17 protein-coding genes are annotated in these 19,503 nt (G+C 69.3%); 8 read left to right on the forward strand and 9 right to left on the reverse strand.

The window, feature by feature from the left end; all coding sequences use genetic code 11:
- The first annotated feature begins 399 nt into the window (after positions 1–399).
- Positions 400–1,482 (forward strand): sensor histidine kinase, encoded by a 1,083-nt coding sequence (locus Q7P21_RS10650; RefSeq protein WP_304177073.1) that lies wholly within the window; start codon positions 400–402, stop codon positions 1,480–1,482.
- On the opposite strand, the gene Q7P21_RS10655 is transcribed toward Q7P21_RS10650, so the two are convergent.
- The 6 genes from Q7P21_RS10655 to cysK all read right to left on the reverse strand — a co-directional run bounded on the left by Q7P21_RS10655 (position 1,479) and on the right by cysK (position 7,940).
- Complete coding sequence (locus Q7P21_RS10655; protein ID WP_304177074.1) at positions 1,479–2,870, reverse strand: serine hydrolase; 1,392 nt, start codon at positions 2,868–2,870, stop codon at positions 1,479–1,481. The two genes, Q7P21_RS10650 and Q7P21_RS10655, sit on opposite strands and share 4 nt — an antisense overlap.
- Positions 2,871–2,941: 71 nt before the next feature.
- A complete protein-coding gene (locus Q7P21_RS10660; RefSeq protein WP_304177076.1) occupies positions 2,942–4,018 on the reverse strand; it encodes a helix-turn-helix domain-containing protein in 1,077 nt (358 codons plus the stop codon).
- A 217-nt stretch (positions 4,019–4,235) separates the two neighbouring features.
- Positions 4,236–5,426, reverse strand: coding sequence for a cytochrome P450 (locus Q7P21_RS10665; RefSeq protein WP_304172253.1), 1,191 nt, complete (start codon positions 5,424–5,426; stop codon positions 4,236–4,238).
- 4 nt (positions 5,427–5,430) lie between these two features.
- Positions 5,431–6,294, reverse strand: coding sequence for an enoyl-CoA hydratase-related protein (locus Q7P21_RS10670; protein WP_304172255.1), 864 nt, complete (start codon positions 6,292–6,294; stop codon positions 5,431–5,433).
- A 79-nt stretch (positions 6,295–6,373) separates the two neighbouring features.
- Positions 6,374–6,751, reverse strand: coding sequence for a hypothetical protein (locus Q7P21_RS10675; protein WP_304172257.1), 378 nt, complete (start codon positions 6,749–6,751; stop codon positions 6,374–6,376).
- Positions 6,752–6,896: 145 nt separating this feature from the next.
- Positions 6,897–7,940, reverse strand: a complete 1,044-nt coding sequence (gene cysK / locus Q7P21_RS10680; protein WP_304177078.1) for a cysteine synthase A — start codon at positions 7,938–7,940, stop codon at positions 6,897–6,899.
- A 153-nt stretch (positions 7,941–8,093) separates the two neighbouring features.
- On the opposite strand from cysK, the gene Q7P21_RS10685 reads away from it, so the two are divergent.
- Together Q7P21_RS10685 and Q7P21_RS10690 are read left to right on the forward strand one after the other, a co-directional pair.
- Positions 8,094–9,914 (forward strand): DUF885 family protein, encoded by a 1,821-nt coding sequence (locus Q7P21_RS10685; RefSeq protein WP_304166696.1) that lies wholly within the window; start codon positions 8,094–8,096, stop codon positions 9,912–9,914.
- A 73-nt stretch (positions 9,915–9,987) separates the two neighbouring features.
- Positions 9,988–10,743, forward strand: a complete 756-nt coding sequence (locus tag Q7P21_RS10690; protein WP_304166694.1) for a M15 family metallopeptidase — start codon at positions 9,988–9,990, stop codon at positions 10,741–10,743.
- On the opposite strand, the gene Q7P21_RS10695 is transcribed toward Q7P21_RS10690, so the two are convergent.
- Positions 10,744–10,980 carry a DUF3297 family protein gene (locus Q7P21_RS10695; protein WP_304166698.1) on the reverse strand — a complete coding sequence of 79 codons (237 nt, stop codon included), beginning with the start codon at positions 10,978–10,980 and terminating at the stop codon, positions 10,744–10,746.
- Between the two features lie 151 nt (positions 10,981–11,131).
- Here Q7P21_RS10695 and Q7P21_RS10700 point away from each other — a divergent pair, with 151 nt between their 5' ends.
- A complete protein-coding gene (locus tag Q7P21_RS10700) occupies positions 11,132–12,385 on the forward strand; it encodes an acetyl-CoA C-acetyltransferase (RefSeq protein WP_304166691.1) in 1,254 nt (417 codons plus the stop codon).
- An 11-nt stretch (positions 12,386–12,396) separates the two neighbouring features.
- Entirely contained in the window at positions 12,397–13,611 is a 1,215-nt protein-coding gene (locus tag Q7P21_RS10705; protein ID WP_304177081.1) for an acyl-CoA dehydrogenase family protein, read from the forward strand.
- Positions 13,612–13,617: 6 nt separating this feature from the next.
- On the opposite strand, the gene Q7P21_RS10710 is transcribed toward Q7P21_RS10705, so the two are convergent.
- Complete coding sequence (locus Q7P21_RS10710) at positions 13,618–14,814, reverse strand: glycosyltransferase (RefSeq protein WP_304166684.1); 1,197 nt, start codon at positions 14,812–14,814, stop codon at positions 13,618–13,620.
- Positions 14,815–14,914: 100 nt separating this feature from the next.
- Here Q7P21_RS10710 and Q7P21_RS10715 point away from each other — a divergent pair, with 100 nt between their 5' ends.
- The 3 genes from Q7P21_RS10715 (at position 14,915) to Q7P21_RS10725 (ending at position 18,870) form a co-directional block, all read left to right on the forward strand.
- Positions 14,915–16,327 carry a hypothetical protein gene (locus Q7P21_RS10715; protein ID WP_304177085.1) on the forward strand — a complete coding sequence of 471 codons (1,413 nt, stop codon included), beginning with the start codon at positions 14,915–14,917 and terminating at the stop codon, positions 16,325–16,327.
- Positions 16,328–16,375: 48 nt separating this feature from the next.
- On the forward strand, positions 16,376–17,554 hold the full coding sequence (locus Q7P21_RS10720) for an alpha/beta fold hydrolase (RefSeq protein ID WP_304166678.1): 1,179 nt from the start codon (positions 16,376–16,378) through the stop codon (positions 17,552–17,554).
- Between the two features lie 113 nt (positions 17,555–17,667).
- Positions 17,668–18,870: an amidohydrolase family protein gene (locus Q7P21_RS10725; protein WP_304166676.1), complete on the forward strand. Its 1,203-nt coding sequence runs from the start codon at positions 17,668–17,670 to the stop codon at positions 18,868–18,870.
- Positions 18,871–18,873: 3 nt separating this feature from the next.
- Here Q7P21_RS10725 and Q7P21_RS10730 read toward each other — a convergent pair.
- Positions 18,874–19,503, reverse strand: a 630-nt coding sequence (locus Q7P21_RS10730; RefSeq protein WP_304177086.1) for an SDR family NAD(P)-dependent oxidoreductase, incomplete at its 5' end; no start/stop codon positions are given.

The raw sequence follows: 19,503 nt of genomic DNA on the forward strand, positions 1-19,503 counted from the left end.
TCGTTCCCTCGACCAGCACTGACCAGCCGGGATGGGCGACCTGGTCGGCCGCCGTGAACACCCGGTCGGGCTTGAGCAACAGGGTCTCGGCATGGGCGGCCCCGGCGAGCGAGAGGGCGGTGAGGGCGACGGCGATCAGGCGGCGGGACAAGGCGGGCTCCGGACACGATTTGCGGCGACGATAGCCAGGGGGCGATCGGTCGTCGCGCCTGATCGCGGCACGCGTCCTGGATTTCCGGATGCGAGCCGGTGAAACACCAAAAAATCAACAAGCTAGACCATTGGCCGGCGACAGAACGCGCTTTCTCTTTCGGCCGCCAGGCCCTAAGGCGACTTGGCGGCGGTTTCGATCGTCCGGGACCGTCTGCGGGCGGAGGCCGAGCTTGGAGTAGGGGTGACATGGCCGCCGACGAAACCCCGCCTCAGGTCGAGCGCCTGATGGACACGCCCGATCTGGCCACGGCCTTGGACAGCGATCAGTTCAAGCAGTTCCTGGACCAGGTGCCGGTCGCCATCGCGGTCGCCGAACTGACCCCATCCGAACGCATCGTCTACGCCAATGAGGAGTTCCTGCGCCTGACCGGCCAGGAGATCGACGCGGTCCTCGGCGGACGCTGGGAGAGCCTGCCGGGAACGGCGACCGGCGCCCGGGACTCGACCACCCTGGCGGCGGCGGTCGGCGCGGAACGCGACTATGTCGGCTCCTTCACCATCCCGCGCGCCGAGACCAGCATCGTGGTCGACGCCTGGTCCAACGTCATCGAGGACGACGCGGCCCGTGCGGTTTTCCGGCTGGTCGCCCTGGTCGAGACGACCGGGCGGGACGGGGCGGTGCTGGACGAGCTGCAGGAGCTGGCGCGGGTGAAGGACCTGCAGCTGCAGGAGCTGCAGCATCGCGTGAAGAACAATCTTCAGATGATCACCGCCCTCATCCGGCTGGAGTCCAAGGGGCTGGCGGATCGGGCTCTGGGCGACGGATACGACCGGCTGGCCGGCCGCGTGGAGGCGCTGGGCCTGCTCTATCACGCGCTCAGCGACACCGGGCTGGATGGCGCGGTCGACCTTGGCGTCTATCTGAGCGAGATCGCCTCGGCGGTCATGCGCGCCCACGCTGTCGAGGGCATCCATCTCAATCTCCAGGTCGACACCTGGCTCGTCACCCTGGACGTGGCCATGCCGGTCGGGCTGGTGGTCAATGAGCTGCTGACCAACGCCCTGAAGCACGCCTTCAAGGGGCGGGACGGCGGCACGATCACCCTGCACAGCCTCAACTCCGCTGACGGTTGCCAGGTGATCGTGGCCGATGACGGGGTGGGCCTGACTGCGGGCGACCTGTGGCCGAGGCCGGGCAAGCTCTCGGCCCTGATCGTCCGCTCCCTGCTGCAGAACGCCAAGGCGAGCATCGACGTCCGGTCCGCGCCCGGCGAGGGCGTCAAGGTGACCATGTCGTTCCGCAACGAGGACGCCGCGCCCGCAACCTAAGACCCCGCCGCCGGCTTCGCCGCAAGGGCGGCCAGGGTCTCGCGGGTCAATTGGAACAGGCCGTCGATGTCGCCGCCGGCGCTGTTGCTCGGGCCCAGCTGGACGATCACCAGGTGGTCCTTGGGCATGACCAGCATGAACTGGCCGAAGCTGCCGCGGGCCATGAAGCTGTCGGCCGGCAGGCCGTTCTGGCGGCGATGCTCGACCGCCCAGCCCTGGCCACGCTCGGTCCAGAAGCCCGCGCCATAGCCGATCATCTCCGAACCGGGTGTCTGGCGCGCGGAATAGTCGACCCAGCCGGCGGGCAGGATGCGCTGGCCGCCGACCACGCCGTCCTGGACATAGAGCTGGCCGAGCTTCGCCCAGTCGCGGGCGGGGGCGTAGAGGTGGCTGCCGCCGAGCGGCGTGCCGGTGGCGTCGAGCTCCATGACCGCGCCCGTCATGCCCAGCTTGTCGAACAGCTCGCGGCGCATGAAGGCGTGGACCGAGGCCGCGTCGCCCCCGGCCAGGTCGCGGACGATGCGCGACAGGATCAGGGTCTCGCCATCGGCATAGGCGAAGCTCTTGCCAACGACCCCGTCCAGAGGAGCGGCGGCGGAGAAGCCGGCCATGTCCCGCTCGGCGAACATGGCCCGCGCCGAGATGTCGACCGCCGAGTTGGTCGAGGCGTTGGCGGAATTGCCCAGCTTCAGGCCCGTGCGCATGCGCAGCATGTCGTCCGGGGTGATGACGTGGCGTGGGTCGGCGGGATTGGCCCACGCGGCGACGGGGGCGGGCTTGTCCATATCGAGGCGGCCCTGGGCGACCATGATCCCGACCAGGGCGTTGGTGGCCGACTTGGTCATGGACCAGCCGTGCAGGGGCGTCAGGGGCCCGACGCCGGGGGCGTAGCGCTCGGCGATCACCCGGCCGTCATGCAGGATGACCACCGCCTTGATGTTGCGCGTGATCTTGCCAGGCTCGGCGAAGGCGTGGTCGAGGGCGGCGATCAGGGCCGGGTCCTGGGGCGTGACGATGTCGGGGCCGGCGACGGGGGCGAGCAGCGGCGGGGCGGAGGGCGTGTCACGCAGGGCGCCCGCGCCGCGCAGGACCAGGCAGCCGAGCGGGCCGCGATAGATGGCGCGGGCCTGGCTGAGCGGCCCGAGGCTGGCGGTGACCTCGCCCTTCGCTCGGTCCACCCGGTGGCCGACCATGCCGGCGAAGGGGCCGAGCACGGGGGCCAGCGCCTCGCGATAGGTCTGGTCCGGATCGAGATGCGAGATGAAGGTCGCCGAGCACAGCTGGTGGCTGACCAGGCCTGTGGCGACCTCGGGGGCGTGGGTGAAGCCGGCGCAGGCCGAAAGCGGCAGGGCGGCGGCAAGGAGGAGAGGGGTGAGGATGGGGCGCATGGAAAGCTCCTGAGCGGTTGTCGCAGGGAGCTGTCGGGCGGGACGGGCGCGGGCGTCGCGCCGATTTCGAATTAGGCCTGGCCGATTTCGGAATCGGCCAGGGCGCGGCGGCGATAGTCGGTGGGGGTCTGGCCGGTCTCGGCCTTGAAGGCGCGGTTGAAGGGGCCCAGCGAGGCGAAGCCGGTGTCGAGCGCGATGGTCAGGATCGGCACCTGGACCTGGGTGGGATCGGCCAGGGCGGCGCGGGCCTCGGCGATGCGGTGGCTGTTCAGGAAGGCGTTGAAGTTGCGGTGGCCAAGCCCCTGATTGATCAGCCGTCTCAGGCGATGCTCGGTCAGGCCCTGCCGCGCGGCCAAGGCCCCGATGGTCAGGCCGTCCTGGCGATAGGCCCGGTCGACCGTCATGGCGTGGTCGAGGGCGCCGGCCAGCTGGGCGTCCTCCGGCTCGAGGCGGGGCGGCGGGGCGGTCGCCTCGCGGCCGAACAGCAGTTCGCCGCCGGGAATGCGCAGCAGGGCCAGCGCCACGGCCCCGGCGACCAGGACGAGGCCCAGCGAGTCCAGCAGGCCGGCGGCCTCCGGCGCGGCCTGGCGGACGCCGGTGAGGTCGGAGAGCGCGCGCAGGCCCATATAGGCGCCGGCCACCCCGATCACCCAGAGCCGCAGGCGGCGGCGGGGCTCGACCAGGTCCCCCTTCCAGGCGGCCAGCACCTGGGCCACGGCCAGGCCGACGAAGAACAGGGTCTCCAGCGTCAGGGCCCCGGCGAACCAGGGGGCGAGGGGATGGTGGGTCGGGGCGAGGACCAGACCCTGGATCGCGCCCACCGTGACGACCGCCAGCCAGATCAAGGCATGGGCGGGACGGGGTTTGAAGTCGTCCTCGAACAGGGCGCGGCTGAACAGCCAGAACACCACATTGCCGCCGCTGGACAGCACCACCAGCGGGGTCGACCACAGGCCGATCTGGCCGCAGACGCCGGGCGACATGGTGATGGCGTGGGCCGCCCCGCTGATCGCGAAGGCGGCGCCCAACCGCGCGGGGATCAGGCCGCGATGGTCGCGGATCAGGATCGCGGCGACCAGGATCAGCAGGCCGCAGACCCCGCCCCGGGCGAGCAGATCAAGGTCGGCAAGGGTCGCGGCCGTGGGCATGGGGAAGGGGTAGCACTCGGGGGCGGAGGTGTCAGCGGCGCTGCGACATTGCTCCTCCCCCGCGCGAAGCGCGTCCTGGGGGAGGTGGCTCGCCGTGCAACGGCGAGACGGAGGGGGCCGCCTTCGTGAGACGGCGGCTGCGGCGGATAGGCGGCATCCGCCCCTTCGGGTCGGCCCCCTCAGGCGCTTCGCGCCAGCTCCCCCAATGGGGGAGCAGCTAGGCCCGCTTGAACCGCAACGGCATCGTCCTGGGTCCCGAGATGAAGTTCGAGGCCAGCCACTCGGGCGGGGCGACGAGCTCGAAGTCGGTCATGCGGCTGAGCACCTCATGCAGCATGGCGTCGATCTCGATGCGGGCGATGTGCTGGCCGAGACAGTTGTGGGCGCCCGCGCCGAAGGCGATCTGGGCGTTGTCGGGGCGCGAGAGGTCCAGCGCCCCCGGCCGGTCGAACTTGGCCCCGTCGCGGTTGGCCGAGCCGAAATACATCACCACCTTATCGCCGGCGCGGATCTGCTGGCCGCCGAGTTCGACGTCCTGCCTGGCGGTGCGGCGCATATAGATCACCGGGCTGGAATAGCGCAGCAGCTCCTCGCGGGCCGAGGGCAGGCGCCCCGTCAGATCGGCCTTCAGCCAGGCCAGCTGGTCCGGGTTCTCCATCAGGGACAGCAGGCCGCCGGAGAGCAGGTTGCGGGTGGTGTCGCCGCCGGCGTCGACCAGCAGCAGGAAGAACAGCAGGAACTCCATGTCGTCGAGCCGACGGCCGTCGACCTCGGCGGCGAGCAGGCGGCTGGCGAGATCGTCGCCCGGCCGCGCGCGCTTCTCGGCCATGACCTTGGAGCCGTATTCGAACATCTTCATCACCGCCATGCCGCCGGCGCCGGGCGCCTGGGCCTCAGGCGCAGTGTGGATGGCCTCGGTCAGGGCATAGAGCTCGCGGCCGTCATCAAGCGGCAGGCCCATCAACTCGGCGATGACGAAGGAGGGCATCTCCCCGGCCACCTCGGCCACGAAGTCGACTTCACCCTTCTCGATGACAGCGTCGATGATCTGGCGGGCCAGGGCCTGGATGCGTTCGCCCCGCAGCTTGGCGGAGGGCAGGGTGAACTCCGAGCGGATCAGCTTGCGGAACCCGGTGTGGTCCGGCGGGTCCATCATCAGCATCATCTTATAGGGGCCGAAGGCGGCGGATTCCGCGCCGGGATCGGTGATCATGATGGTGGGTTCGGAGGAAAAGGCCTGGAAGTCGCGATCGACCGCCCAGACGTCGTCATAGCGGGTGACCGCCCAGAAGCCCGGGCCGTCCGGCTCTTCATGCCAATGGACGGGGGAGTGGTCCCGCAGCCAGTCGAACTGGGCGTGGGGCTGGCCGGCGGCGAAGCTCGCGGGGCTGAGCAGGTCGATCTTCATGGGTCTATTCCGTCCACCAGGGATAGCGATTGGGCATGCCGGTCGAGACCTTGCCCGGAAAGTCGGGGGCGCGTTTGTCGAGGAAGGCGCCGACCCCCTCGCGGGCGTCAGGCCCGCCGCCAAGCTCCATGGCGAAGGCGCCGTCGAGCTTGAGCAGGTCGAAGGGATCGGGGGCGCCGGCGAAGCGCCAGAGCATCTGGCGGGTCAGGGCGATGGAGACCGGGGCGGTGTTCTCGGCGATCTCCAGGGCGATCTCGCGGGCGCGGGCGATGAGCTGGTCGGGCTCGACGATCTCGCTGACCAGCTGGCCGGCGAGCGCCTCCTGGGCCGTGATCAGCCGGCCGGACAGGCACCAGCGCAGGGCCTGGGAGAGGCCCACGAGCCGGGGCAGGAACCAGGCGCTGCCGGCCTCGGGCACCAGGCCCCGGCGGGCGAAGACGAAGCCGAACTTGGCGGCCGGCGTTGTAATGCGGATGTCCATGGGCAGGGTGAGCGTCACGCCCACGCCGACGGCCGCGCCATTGATGGCGGCGATGATCGGCTTGCGGCAATTGAACATGGCGCCGACGAAACCGGCCCCGCCGCCGCGCACCCGGCCCTTGGAGCCGGAATCCTGGAAGGCCACCGAGCCCTCGGCCTGGGTGTCGAAGGCGCCCGCGCCGCCGGAGATGTCCGCCCCCGCGCAGAAGCCGCGCCCTGCCCCAGTGACGATCACCACGCGCACGGCGTCGTCTTCGTCGGCGCGCAGGAACACCTCCTCCAGCTCGGCCCCCATGGTGGCGGTATAGGCGTTGAGCTTCTCCGGCCGGTTGAGCGTGACGGTCGCAAGCGGGCCGTCCAGCTCATAGAGCAGGGTCTGATAGGTCATGGCGGTCCTCCCCGGAGGATGTTTTCCGGATTTGACGCGCGCTGACCGAGCGGCAGGCAATGGGATGTTTGCGAGCGCCCTAAGTCCGGCGACCGAGGAGCCTTGCCCAAAGGTCGCGCCGCCTGCGGAAGGCGACCGTGAAGGACTCCCGGAACTGGATCGGCGCGCCGAACTTGACCTTGGTGAGGCACGCCTCCGCGTCGTAGCTCGCCTGCTCAGCGCCGCTCTCGACGAAGTCCCGATAGGCCTCCGCGAACTCGCCTCGCGCGGTCTGGTTCAGGTCGCCAACCCGGATCGGCCGCCAGAGCTGGCTCAATCGCCGGGGTCGGAAGGCGGCGGCGGACGTGGAGGGGTGAAGGACGCGGCAGACGACGGCGCCATGCCCGAGGTCCTTGAGCCAGGGTTCCATGTCGCTCTTCGCCACTTCCGATGCGCGGTGCGCCGATGGCGCGACCATAGCCCTCGCCCCGCCTGCGGGGAGAGGGTTGGGTGAGGGGTCTGCTGAAGTGAGATTGCAGCATCGTGCGCCGAAAGACGCACGGCTTGGCCGCGCGCCCCTCACCCCAACCCTCTCCCCCCGATGTGGGGAGAGGGGGCAGGCCTCAGGCTGGCTTGCCGTAGGGCGTCGAGTCGAAGACCGCCTGCTCGGCTTCGGTCATCTCGGCGGGGACGTCGGCGAAGAGCGGGGTCGACAGGTAGCGTTCGCCGGTGTCGGGGAGCATGCAGAGAATGTTCGCGCCCATCGGGGCCTCGGCGGCGACTTTGAGGGCGCCGGCGAAGGTGGCGCCGCCGCTGATGCCGACGAAGACGCCTTCCTGGGTGGCGAGTTGCTGGGACAGGCGGATGGCGTCGGGGCCGGTGATCGGCAGGATCTGGTCGATCAGCTTCTCGTCGATGGCCTCATTGGCCACGCGCGGGATGAAGTCCGGGGTCCAGCCCTGCATGGGGTGCGGCTTCCAGGCCGAGTGGCCGGCCGAGGGGCTGCCGTCGGGGTTGCGGGCCTGGCCCTCGCCGCTGGCGAACAGCGGGGCGTCGGCGGGTTCGCAGACGATGATCTTGGTCTTGGGGCTCTTGTCGCGCAGGACGCGGCCGACGCCGGTGAGGGTGCCGCCGGTGCCATAGCCGGTGACCCAATAGTCGAGGCCCTCGGTCTTGAAGTCCTCGAGGATCTCGACGGCGGTGGTGCGGGAGTGGACGTCCGGATTGGCCTCGTTCTCGAACTGGCGGGTCATGAACCAGCCATGAGCCTTGGCCAGTTCCTGGGTCTTGACGATCATGCCGGTGGCGCGCAGGGCGGCCGGGGTCAGGATCACCTTGGCGCCCAGGAAGCGCATCAGCTTGCGGCGTTCCACCGAGAAGCTGTCGGCCATGACGATGACCAGGGGATAGCCCTTGGCCGCGCAGACCATGGCCAGGCCAATGCCGGTATTGCCGCTGGTGGCCTCGATCACCGTCTGGCCGGGCTTGAGCTCGCCGGACTTTTCGGCCGCCTCGATGACGCCCAGCGCCAGGCGGTCCTTGACCGAGCCCAGGGGATTGAACGCCTCGACCTTGACCCAGAGGTTCACGCCGGGCGGGCCCAGGCGGTTGACGCGGACCACGGGGGTGCGGCCGACGGTCTCCAGAATGCTCTGATACTTGGTCATGGGGTCGTTCCTCTCCTGCAGGCGGCGGCACCTTGAACCGCTGCAACGCCCGCGCGAACCCCAAATTTGCTGAGGGCCGCCCGCAGCCGGCCTGGGGAGTGGACGTAGGGTCGGGCCGGTCTATGGTCGGCCGCCTGAGTTCGGAGGTCGTCCATGTTTGATCGTCGCCTGTTCCTGTCTGCTGGGGCTTCAGCCGCGGCCCTGGCCTTGGCGCCTGGCGCCCGCGCGGCGCCGGCGACGTCGGGGGAGGCCGCCAAGCTGAACCTGCTGCTGGACGCCTTCTTCGAGGAGGGCCTGGCGCGCCAGCCGGAGAACGCGACGGAACTGGGCCTGGACAAGGGCGCGCGGGCCGGTCTCAAGGCCAGGCTGGAGGACGTCTCGACCGCCGGCATGGCGGCGGAGAAGGCGGCGACCGAAAGCCAGATCGCCCGGCTGAAGGCCATCGACCGGACCAGGCTCACCGGCATGGACGCGGTGAACTATGACACCGTGCTCTATGTGGCCGAGACCACCAAGCCGCTGCTGGACCTCGACATCGGCGGGCGCGATGGCTTCTCGCCCTCCTGCTATGTGCTGTCGCCGATCACCGGCGCCTATCAGCGGGTCCCGACCTTCCTGGACGCCAAGCATTCCATCGAGACCGCGGCCGACGCCGAGGCCTATCTGTCGCGCCTCGACGCCTTCGCCGGCGACCTCGACGCCAATACCGACCGCTTCCGCCATGACGTGGCCAAGGGCGTGGTTCCGCCGGACTTCCTGCTCGACATCACGCTCGGCCAGCTTGGGGCCCTGCGGGTCAGCGCCGACAAGTCCGACCTGGTCGGCTCGCTGGATCGACGGGCCAAGGCCAAGGGGCTGGGTGAGGCCTATGGCGCGCGGGCGACGGCGCTCTATGACCAGAAGATCGGCCCGGCGCTGGATCGCCAGATCGCGGCCCTGATGAAGACCCGGGGCGGCGCCGTGCATGACGCAGGCGTCTGGAGGTTCCCTGACGGGCCGGCCTTCTATGAGGCCAATCTGCGCTACACCACGACCACCAATATGAAGCCTGAGGAGGTCCACCAGATGGGCCTGGACCAGGCCAAGGAGATCGGCGCGCGGCTGGACCTGCTGTTGAAGAAGCAGGGTTTGAGCCAGGGGACGGTCGGGGAGCGGATCAAGGCGCTCTACAAGGACCCGAGCCTCTATTATCCGAACACCGACGCCGGCCGCGCCCAGCTGCTGGCCGATCTCTCGACCAAGCTGGCGGCGGTGAAGGCGCGCCTGCCTCGGATGTTCAACCACATCCCCAACAACCAGATCGAGCCGCGCCGGGTGCCGCCGTCCATCGAGGACGGCTCGCCCCTGGCCTATTCCGAAGGCGCGCCTCTGGACCGGTCGCGGCCGGGCTATATCTACTTCAATCTGAAGGACACCGCCGAGTGGCCCCGGTGGAACCTGCCCTCCACGCTCTATCACGAGGGCCTGCCGGGCCATCAGTTGCAGGGGGGAATCGCCCAGGAGAGCCAGGGCATCCCGCTGCTGCGCAAGACCATGTACTTCTCGGGCTATGGCGAAGGCTGGGCGCTCTATGCCGAGCAGCTGGCCTATGAGCTCGGCATGTATGACGACGACCCGCTGGGCGAGATTGGCTGGCTGAAGGGCCAGATCTTCCGGGCCGGGCGCTGCGTGGTCGACACCGGCATGCATGTCATGCGCTGGAGCCGCGAACAGGCGATCGACTATCTGATGGGCCTGGACGGCGACGCCCTGGGCTCGACCACCCGGGAGGTGCAGCGCTACTGCGCCATCCCCGCCCAGGCCTGCAGCTACAAGATCGGCCATACCTATTGGAACCTGCAGCGCGACCGGGCCAAGGCGGCGCTGGGCAAGCGCTTCGACATCCGCGCCTTCCACGACGCGGGCCTGTTGTCGGGCGCCATGCCGCTGGAGGTGCTGGGCCACGCGATCTCGGACTATATCGCCAAGGCTTGACCTTCACCGGCCGCGACAACCAGAGTGCGTGGTGGGCGAGGACGCGCCCATGACGCGAGGGCGGAGCTGAATCATGGCCTATGGAAGCCGCGATCTGGGACGGGACGACACCGGTCCCGAGGTGGTCGAGCTGCAGATGCGGCTGGCGGGGTTTCGCGGGACCAAGCCCGACGGCGACTATGGGCCAGGCACCGAACTTCAGGTCATGACGTTCCAGCGCGACGTGATGGGCCAGGCCAGCCCGAGCGGCCGGGCGGACCTGGCGACGCTGGCCGCCATCCAGGCCTTCGGCGCGGCCCATCCGGTGAATTTCAACCTGCTGACCTGCAAGTGCGGGGTCTGCGACGGCTTTGGCCAGGGCAAGTTCAAGGGGCTCTATCAGGGCCAGGTGAAGGTCGAGGCCTATTATCGCTACGAATATCCGGGCGTGCACCGGATGATCCTGTGGGCGTTCCGGGCCGCCATGTTCCACGCCCAGGCCAAGGGTTGGACCCTGACGGTCAATTCCGGCTACCGCTGCTCGGTCGACAACCAGCAGCATGCGCGCAGCAGCACCAACCACCATGGCAAGGCGATCGACATCGACATCGTCGGATCACCGACCGGCAAGGTCGACATGGAGCGCTGTGACGCCCTGCGCGGCATTCTGGTGGAGAAGGCCAACGCCCAGATCGCCTGGGGCGCGCCGAACCTCAAGTCGCTGGAGCCGTCCAATATCGCGCCGACCTGGGTGCACTATGACGTGCGCAGCTACGACAAGGCCTATCTGGACGACCGCTATTTCGTGAAGAGCCAGGCGGCGCTCGACGCGCCGCCCGCAGGCGTCTGATCAGCTCTCGAAGAAGGGCTCGACCTCGCCCTGCAGCTTCATGGTCATGGCCTTGCCGCGACGGTCGACGGTCTTGCCGACGGCCAGGCGCACCCAGCCCTCGCTGACGCAGTATTCCTCGACATTGGTCTTGGTGACGCCCTTGAAGCGGATGCCGATGCCGCGCGCCAACAGGTCGGCGTTGTAGAACGGGCTGTCCGGATCGACGCTGAGGCGGTCGGGCGGGGTGTCGGAGATGGCTTCGGTCATGGCCGCGTCATAGCCTTGTGCGTCTCCGGCGAAAAGAGGCGCAATTTCTGGACTAGCCTGCCGCAAGGGAGCCTGTTCCATGGTCGATAGCGAAGCGCCGCATATGTGCGGCCGCAAAACTTTTTGAGGAGCAGTCGTCATGGCTGAAGCTTGGATCATTGATGCGGCCCGTACGCCGCGCGGCGTCGGCAAGGTGGGCAAGGGCGCCCTGGCCGACATTCACCCCCAGCAGCTGGCCGCGACCGTGCTGAAGGCCGTCGCCGAACGCAACAACCTGAACACCGCCGAGGTTGACGACATCATCTGGGGCACCTCGTCCCAGCGCGGCAAGCAGGGCAACGACCTGGGCCGCATGGCCGCCCTGGACGCCGGCTATGACGTGCGCGCCAGCGGCATGACGCTGGACCGCTTCTGCGGTTCGGGCATCACGGCCGTGAACCTGGCCGCCGCCAACATCATGTCGGGCATGGAAGACCTGGTCATCGCCGGCGGCACCGAGATGATGAGCTACACCTCGGCCACCGGCCCCCAGAACGCCGCCTTCTTCGACGGCCCGGCCCTGATGGACGCCGGCAACGCGCACCTGCGCAAGCTGCATCCCCAGTCGCACCAGGGCATCTGCGCCGACGCCATCGCCACCCTGGAAGGCATTCCGCGCGAGGCGCTGGACGAACTGGCCTATGTCAGCCAGCAGCGCGCCGACGTGGCGATCCGGGAAGGCCGCTTCGACCGTTCGCTGGTGCCGGTGTTCCGTGAGGACGGAACCCTGGCCCTCGACCGCGAGGAGTTCCCGCGCCCGCAGACGACTCGCGAGGGCCTTGCGTCCCTTAAGGCGTCCTTCGAAGCCATGGCCAATGTGCCGATGGACAACCAGGGCACCACCCTGGCCGGCCTGATCCACCAGGTCTATCCCGACCTGAAGTTCAACCACGTGCACCATGCCGGCAACTCGTCGGGCGTGGTGGACGGCGCGGCGGCCATCGTGCTGGCCTCGCCGGACTACGCCAAGAAGAACGGCCTGAAGCCCCGCGCCCGCGTGGTGGCCATGGCCAATGTCGGCGACAGCCCCACCCTGATGCTGAACGCCCCGGTGCCGGCGGCGCTCAAGGTGCTGAAGAAGGCCGGCCTGACCCCCGACGACATCGATCTTTGGGAAATCAACGAGGCCTTCGCCGTCGTCGCTGAGAAGTTCATCCGCGACCTGAAGCTCGATCGCGATAAGGTCAATGTGAACGGCGGGGCCATGGCTCTGGGTCACCCGATCGGCGCCACCGGCTCGATCCTGATCGGCACGGTCATCGACGAACTGGAACGTCGTGGCCTGAAGCGTGGCCTGGTCACCATGTGCGCCGCCGGCGGCATGGCTCCGGCCATCATCGTCGAGCTGGTCTAGGAGACGGGCCCATGGATCTCGATTGGAGTGCTGAAGACAGGGCGTTCCAGGACGAGGTCCGGACCTTTCTAGACAAGGAACTGACGCCGGCCCTGCGCGAGCGGGGCCGGCGGATGACCAGCGTCTATGCCGACTACGACACCAGCATGGAATGGCAGCGCCGGCTGCACGCCCGGGGTTGGGCGGCGCCGGCCTGGCCGACCGAGTTCGGCGGGCCGGGCTGGAATGTCGTGAAGCGCTATATCTGGGCGCGCGAGACCTCGATGGCTGGCGCGCCGCCCTTGTCGCCCATGGGCATCGGCATGTGCGGCCCGGTGCTGATCGGCCATGGCAGCCCGGAGCAGCAGGCCTATTACCTGCCGCGCATGCTGTCGGGAGAGCACTTCTGGTGCCAGGGCTATTCCGAGCCGGGCTCGGGATCGGACCTCGCCTCTCTGCAGATGAGCGCCGTGGCCGACGGCGACGACTTCATCTGTAACGGCCACAAGCTGTGGACTACCCACGCGGCGGTCGCCAACTGGATCTTCTGCCTGGTGCGGACCAGCCGCGAGGCGATCATCCAGCAGGGCATCACCTTCCTCTTGATCGACATGGCGACGCCGGGCGTCACCGTGAAGCCGATCATCTCGCTGTCCGGCGAGCACATCCAGAACGACGTGTTCTTCACCGATGTCCGCGTGCCCAGGGCCAATGTGGTCGGCCGGGCGGGCGAGGGCTGGACCGTCGCCAAATACCTGATGCAGTTCGAGCGGGGCGGGGGCGTCAGCGCGCCCGGCCTGTCGGCGCGGCTGGCCAAGATCCGCGCGATGGCGACGACGGAGGGCCTGACCGCCAACCCCAGCTTCATGGCCCGGGTGGCGGAGGCCGGTATCGCCGTCGAGGCGCTGGAGGCGGTGGAGCTGCGGGTGATGTCCAAGCTGTCCAACGGCGAGGCGCCCGGGGCGGAAAGCTCGCTGATGAAGACGGTGGCGACCGAGCTGTCGCAACGGCTGACCGAGTTGGCGGTGGAGGCGGCGGGCGTCTATGCGACACCCTATCAGCCGCATCTGGTCGCGGCCGGCGGCCCGTCGCCGGGCTTCATTCCGCCGAACGACGGCTATGGCGCGGGCCCGGACCACGCCTGGACCGTGACATCGAAGTACCTCAACGACCGGGCTGGCTCGATCTATGCCGGCACCAACGAGATCCAGCGCAACATCATGGCCAAGGCCGTGCTGGGAATCTGATCGACCCTATGCGGAGATGTTGGCCGGCGGCTTGACGGCCTGCGGCTCGGCTGCGGTGCGCACGGCCTCACCCAGCGCTGCGTCGCGGCCCTTGGGGGCGACGCCCCAGGCGGCGCGGCTGGCGCTCCAATAGTTCCAGAGCGAGGCGACGACGGCGCCCATGACCCCGGCCACCAGGCGATGGGCGTGCAGATGGGTCAGGCCTACGGCCACCAGCTCGCTGATCAGGGCGCCGGACGAGCAGGCCAGGGCGAACCCCGCCAGGCCGCGCCACCAGGCCCGTCCGGTCAGACGCAGGTCGCGGAAGGTCAGCAGGTTGTTCAAGGCGAAGTTGGAGACCATGGCCACGCTGATCGCGCTGGCCTGGGCGGCCCAGAAGGGGGCGTTCAGGGCGTCGAGGGTTCCCAGGATCGAGGTGTGGACCACGACCCCGGTCAGGCCGACGCCTGCGAACATCACGAAGCGGCTGGGGATCAGTCGGCCCGAGCGGGTCTCGATCAGCTGGGCGGCCAGTTCGACCATGATCCGCAGGTCGAGCTTGGAGGCGCCGGCGATGCGCGGCCGCAGCTTGGTGGCGACCTCGGCGACCTTGGGGGTGCGCTTGCCGCCGGCCAGGACGTCGACCAGGATCTTGAAGCCGACACCCGACAGGCGCGGCCGGACCTCGGCGAACCATTCCCGGCGCAGCAGGAAGAACCCGGCCAGGGGATCGGTGGTGGCCGCGCCGATCACGATGCGGCTGAGCGCCACGCCGAAGATGGAGAGCGCCCGGCGAAAGCCGGTCAGGCCGATGTCGCGGTCGTGGACGAAGCGGCTGGCGATCACCAGGTCGGCCCTGTCGGCGCGCAGGGCCGCGACCATGGGACCCAGCAGGCCCGCTTCATGCTGACCGTCGCCGTCCATGACGCCGATGATCTCGCCCTGGGCGGCGTCCCAGCCGGCTATGCAGGCCGAGGCCAGGCCGCGCACACCCTCGCGGCGGACCAGCCGGATGCGCGGATCCTGGGCCGCGAGCCCCCGAACCACGTCGGCGGTGCGCTCATCGGGGGAATCATCGACCACGATGATCTCATGGGTCAGGTCGCCCAGGGCGCCTTGCGCCTCGGCGATGACCGGGGCGATCGAATCGGCCTCGTTCATGGTGCAAATGACCAGGGACACCTCGATCGGCGGGGCCGCGGGGGTCTGGTCTTGAGCGGTCATGCGGGGCTGCTCCTCGCGGCCTGAGGGCCTCAAGTGGGGGATGTCAGGGTCGACCGCCAGCCCTAACAGGGTCTTAAGCGAAGGGCGATAGACCAGAGGCATGATCGCCTTCACCGCTTCAGATCGCCGCAATGCGGTAGTGGCCGGCCTGGCGCTGGGCGCCCTGGCGCTGGCCCTGTTCTCGCCCGGCCTGCTGAACGACCCCGACACCTGGTGGCATGTCAAGGTCGGCGGCTGGATCCTGGACCACCATCAGGCGCCGCGCGTCGACCTGTGGTCCTACAGCCGGGCCGGCGCGGCCTGGACCGCGCATGAATGGCTGTCGGAAGCCCTGATGGCGGCGGCCTATCGCCTGGCCGGCTGGGCGGGCGTCACGGCCCTGTGCGGCGCGGCCTTCAGCCTGGCGACCTGGCTCATGGGCCGCCGGCTGGCGCGCGACCTCGAGGGAACCCTGCTGCTGGTGGTGCTGGTCCTGGGGCTGAGCCTGATGGGCGGCAGTCTGTTGGCGCGGCCGCATCTGCTGGCCCTGCCCGTGTTGGTCGCCTGGGTCAGCGGCTTGATGGCGGCGCGGGATCGCGGGACGGCGCCCTCGCCCTGGCTCTGCGCCCTGATGGTGCTGTGGGCCAATCTGCACGGGGGCTGGGCTTTCGGTCTGGCGATCGCCGGCCCCTTCGGCCTGGAGGCCCTGATCGCGGCGGGGCCAGGGGCAAGGCTGAAGGTGGTGCGCGACTGGGGGCTGTTCGGGACCCTGGCCCTGGCCTGCGCCGCCCTGACACCCTTTGGCCTGGAGGGGGTGATGTTCCCGATCCAGCAGCTTTCGATGAAGAGCCTGGCCGGGATCGGCGAGTGGCGGCCGGCCGACTTCAGCCATCTGGAGCCGATGGAGATCGCCTTGCTGGCGCTGATCGGCCTGGCCCTGACGCGGCCGATCAAGCTCCCGCCCGTGCGGCTGGCCCTGCTGGTCGGCATGATCCACCTGGCGCTCAGCCATGGCCGCCATCAGATGCTGCTGGGCGTAGTGGGGCCCATGCTGCTGGCCGCGCCGCTGGCGAACGGCCTGGCCGCGCCGCGCGAGGCGTCGGCTCCGGGACGGTGGGTCGGCGCCCTGGCGACGGGACTGGCGGTGGCTTTGCTGATGTTGCGGCTGGCCCTGCCGATCACGCGCGGCGACAGCGCCAATGCGCCGATGAGCGCGCTGGACAGCGTGCCGGCCGCCGTGCGGGCGAGCCCGGTGCTCAATGACTACAGCTTCGGCGGCTATCTGATCTGGCGCGACGTCCGCCCCTATGTGGACAGCCGGGCGGAACTCTATCGCGACGCCTTCCTGGACAATTATGGGAGTCTGGCGGCGGGAGACGCCGGCGCGCTGGAGGCCACGCTTGCCGCCCGGCGGGTGGGGTGGACCATCTTCCCGCCCGGCGCACCGGCGGTGGCCCTGATGGACCGCGAGCCGGGCTGGACGCGGATCCACGCCGACCGCTTCGCCGTGGTCCATGCCCGGACACAGCCCTGAGGGACTCGGTCTAGCATCGGCGCGAATGACGTCGCCGAAGGTTCCCGCATGTTCCGCCAGATCGCTGTCCTGACCGCCGCCCTGGGCCTGTTGCTGAGCGCGGGGGCAAGCCAGGCGGCCGTGGGCTCCGAGCCGCCGCACCAGGAGGGGGACTATGTGATCCCCTTCTTCAAGTTCGGAACCGGCGAGGTGATGGAAAAGCTGCGCATGCACTACACGACGCTGGGCGCGCCGATCCGCGACAAGAAGGGTCACGTGACCAATGCGGTGCTGGTGGTGCACGGCACCGGGGGGACCGGGCGACAGTTCCTGCGACCGCAGTTCGCCAATGTGCTGATGGTCCCGGGCGGGCTGCTGGACCCGGCGAAATACTACATCATCCTGCCCGACGGCATCGGGCACGGGAAATCCTCCAAGCCCAGCGATGGCTTGCGGACCCGGTTCCCGCACTATGACTACGACGACATGGTCGAGGCGGAATACCGGCTGCTCACCGAGGGGCTGAAGGTCGACCACCTGCGGGTGATGATGGGCACCTCGCTCGGCTGCATGAACGCCTTCGTCATGGGTGAGACCCATCCGGACTTCATGGACGGGCTGATGCCCATGGCTTGCGAACCGTCCGCCCTGGCGGGACGCAACCGGCTGTGGCGCAAGTTCCTGATCGACGCGATCCTGGCAGACCCGGACTGGGATGAGGGCAATTACCAGAGCGAACCGCAAGGCGCGCTGCGCGAGGCCGCGGCCCTGTTGTCCATAGCCGGCTCGGCCCCGATCCAGATGCAGAAGTCGATGCCGACCCGGGCCGAGGTCGACGCCTATGCCGAGGACTATGTGGCCGACGAACTGGCCAGCCTGGACGCCAATGACCTGCTCTATCAGGTCAGCGCGTCGCGCAATTATGACGCCTCGGCCGGGCTCTCGAAGATCACCGCCAAGGTCATGTGGGTGAATTCGGCCGACGACTTCGTCAATCCGCCTTCGCTGGGCCTGTCGGAGAGGTTCGCGCCGATGATCCGCAACGGCAGCTATGTGCTGATTCCGGAAAGCGAAATGAGCCACGGCCACAGCAGCCACACCTGGGCGATGCTGTGGCAGGACAAGCTCAAGGAGCTGCTGGAGGCCACCGCCCCGCCGCCCCCGCCGGCGGTGGTCAAGGCCAAGCCGGTGAAGCGACGGGTCCGGGTCCGCCACGAGACGCCGGAGTCTCCCGACGCTGGGCACTGAGCGGCCCCCGTCCAGGTGACAGGCGCGCCCGTCCGGGGCAGTGTTGGTCTCACGCCACGCGCGGCCGTCCCGGATGTGGGTGAGAGATCGGCGCGGGCGATCGGGAGAACGCCATGCCCTATGCCCCCGCCACCCGGGATTTCTATGATGCTGACAGCCACATCATGGAGCTGCCGGACTTCCTGAAGAAGTACGCCGACCCCGGCCTGCGCGACGAGCTTCCCGAGGTCAGCTACTCGGCCTCGATCGTCACTGACGAGGAGGTCGCGGTGATCATGGACCAGGGCGGCAAGCACAGCCCCGAACATGTCGCGGCCCAGGTGGCGCTGGGCGACCGGCTGATCGAGGCCTCCAAGGAGATCCAGGCCCTGGGCGCCTTTGACAGCGCCGACCGGACCCGGGCCATGGACCTCCTGGGGTTCAGGAAGCAGCTGGTGTTCGCCACCCACAGCGTCGCCCTGCCGTTCTCGGCCAGCTCCAAGGTCGAGCCGCGCCTGCGCTATGGCGCGGCCCGGGCCCACAACCGCCACATGGCCGACTTCTGCGCCTCAGACGACCGGCTGATGGGGGTGGCGGTGATCCCGCTGGACGACCCGGACCTGGCCATGGCCGAACTGGACGCGGTGCTGGGCCAGGGCCTGGAAGCGGTGTGGATCCCGCACCGGCCCTGCGGCGACCGGTCCCCGGGCCATGTGGATCTCGATGCGTTCTGGGCGCGACTGGCGGAGAGTGGAACACCCTTCGTGCTGCATGTGGGCGGCGCGCCGCTGCAACTGGCCAAGGCCTGGATGAACAATGGCCGGGCGCCGACCAAGGACTGGCTGGGCGGCGGCGAGAACCTGCGCACCAAGGACATCGCCCTGTTGCACGAGGGGCCGGAGGCCTTCCTGACCATGATGGTGCTGGATGGGGTGCTGGAACGCCATCCGGGCCTGCGCGGGGCCAGTGTGGAACTGGGCGCCGGCTGGGTTCCGGAGCTGCTGCGCCGGCTGGACTGGGTGGTGAAGCACTGGAGCCGCAATGACGCCAACCTGCAGGGATTGAGCCGAACGCCGTCGCAGCAAATGACCGATCAGCTGGCCTTCACGCCCTTTGTCTTCGAAGAGGTCGGGGCCTTCATCGATCAGTCCAATCCGGACCTGTACCTGTTCTCCAGCGACTATCCGCACATCGAGGGCGGCCGCAATCCGATCGGCCGGTTCGAGTCATCGCTGGGCGAACGCGACCCGTCGGTGCGGGACAAGTTCTATGCCGAGAACTTCCTGAGGATCTTCCCGCGCGCGCGGGTGACCCACCCTCGCGCCGCCGTCGCCTGAGCCTCAGGCGTTGCGCGCGGTCAGGCCTCCGTCGACCGGGATGATCGCGCCGGTGATGTAGCTGGCGGCGGGCAGGCAGAGGCTGACCGTGATGTGGGCGACCTCTTCCGGCTCGCCGTAGCGGCCCATGGCGGTGCGGCGCTTGGCGAAGGTCTGCTTGGCCTCGTCGGGGATGTTGGCGGTCATGCCGGTGGCGATGGGGCCGGGACAGACGCAGTTGACGGTGATGCCCTCGCGGCCGAGCTCGACGGCGAGCGCGCGGGTCAGGCCGACCACCCCGGCCTTGGCGGCGGCGTAGGGGCTGTCCTTGGCGGTGGCGCCCAGGGCCTCGGTCGAGGCGATATTGACGATGCGCGGGGCAGCGGACTTGCGCAGCCACGGCAGGGCGGCGCGGATCACCAGCTGATGGGCGGTGAGCAGCACGGCCAGGGATTTGGCCCAGACGGCGTCGTAGTGGGCCTCGTCGTCGATGGCCGCGAAGCCCGAGACCCCGGCGTTGTTGACCACGATATCGAGCCCGCCCCAGCGCTCGGCCATCTCGGCCACGACCTGGCGGATGGCGGCGGGATCGGTGACGTCCAGCGCCCAGGCCTGGGCGGACAGGCCCTGGGCGCGCAGGGGCGCGGCGACGGC

Origin of the sequence: Phenylobacterium aquaticum, from assembly GCF_947378715.1 — a bacterium.
In the GTDB taxonomy this organism is placed as follows: Bacteria; Pseudomonadota; Alphaproteobacteria; order Caulobacterales; family Caulobacteraceae; genus Phenylobacterium; species Phenylobacterium aquaticum_A.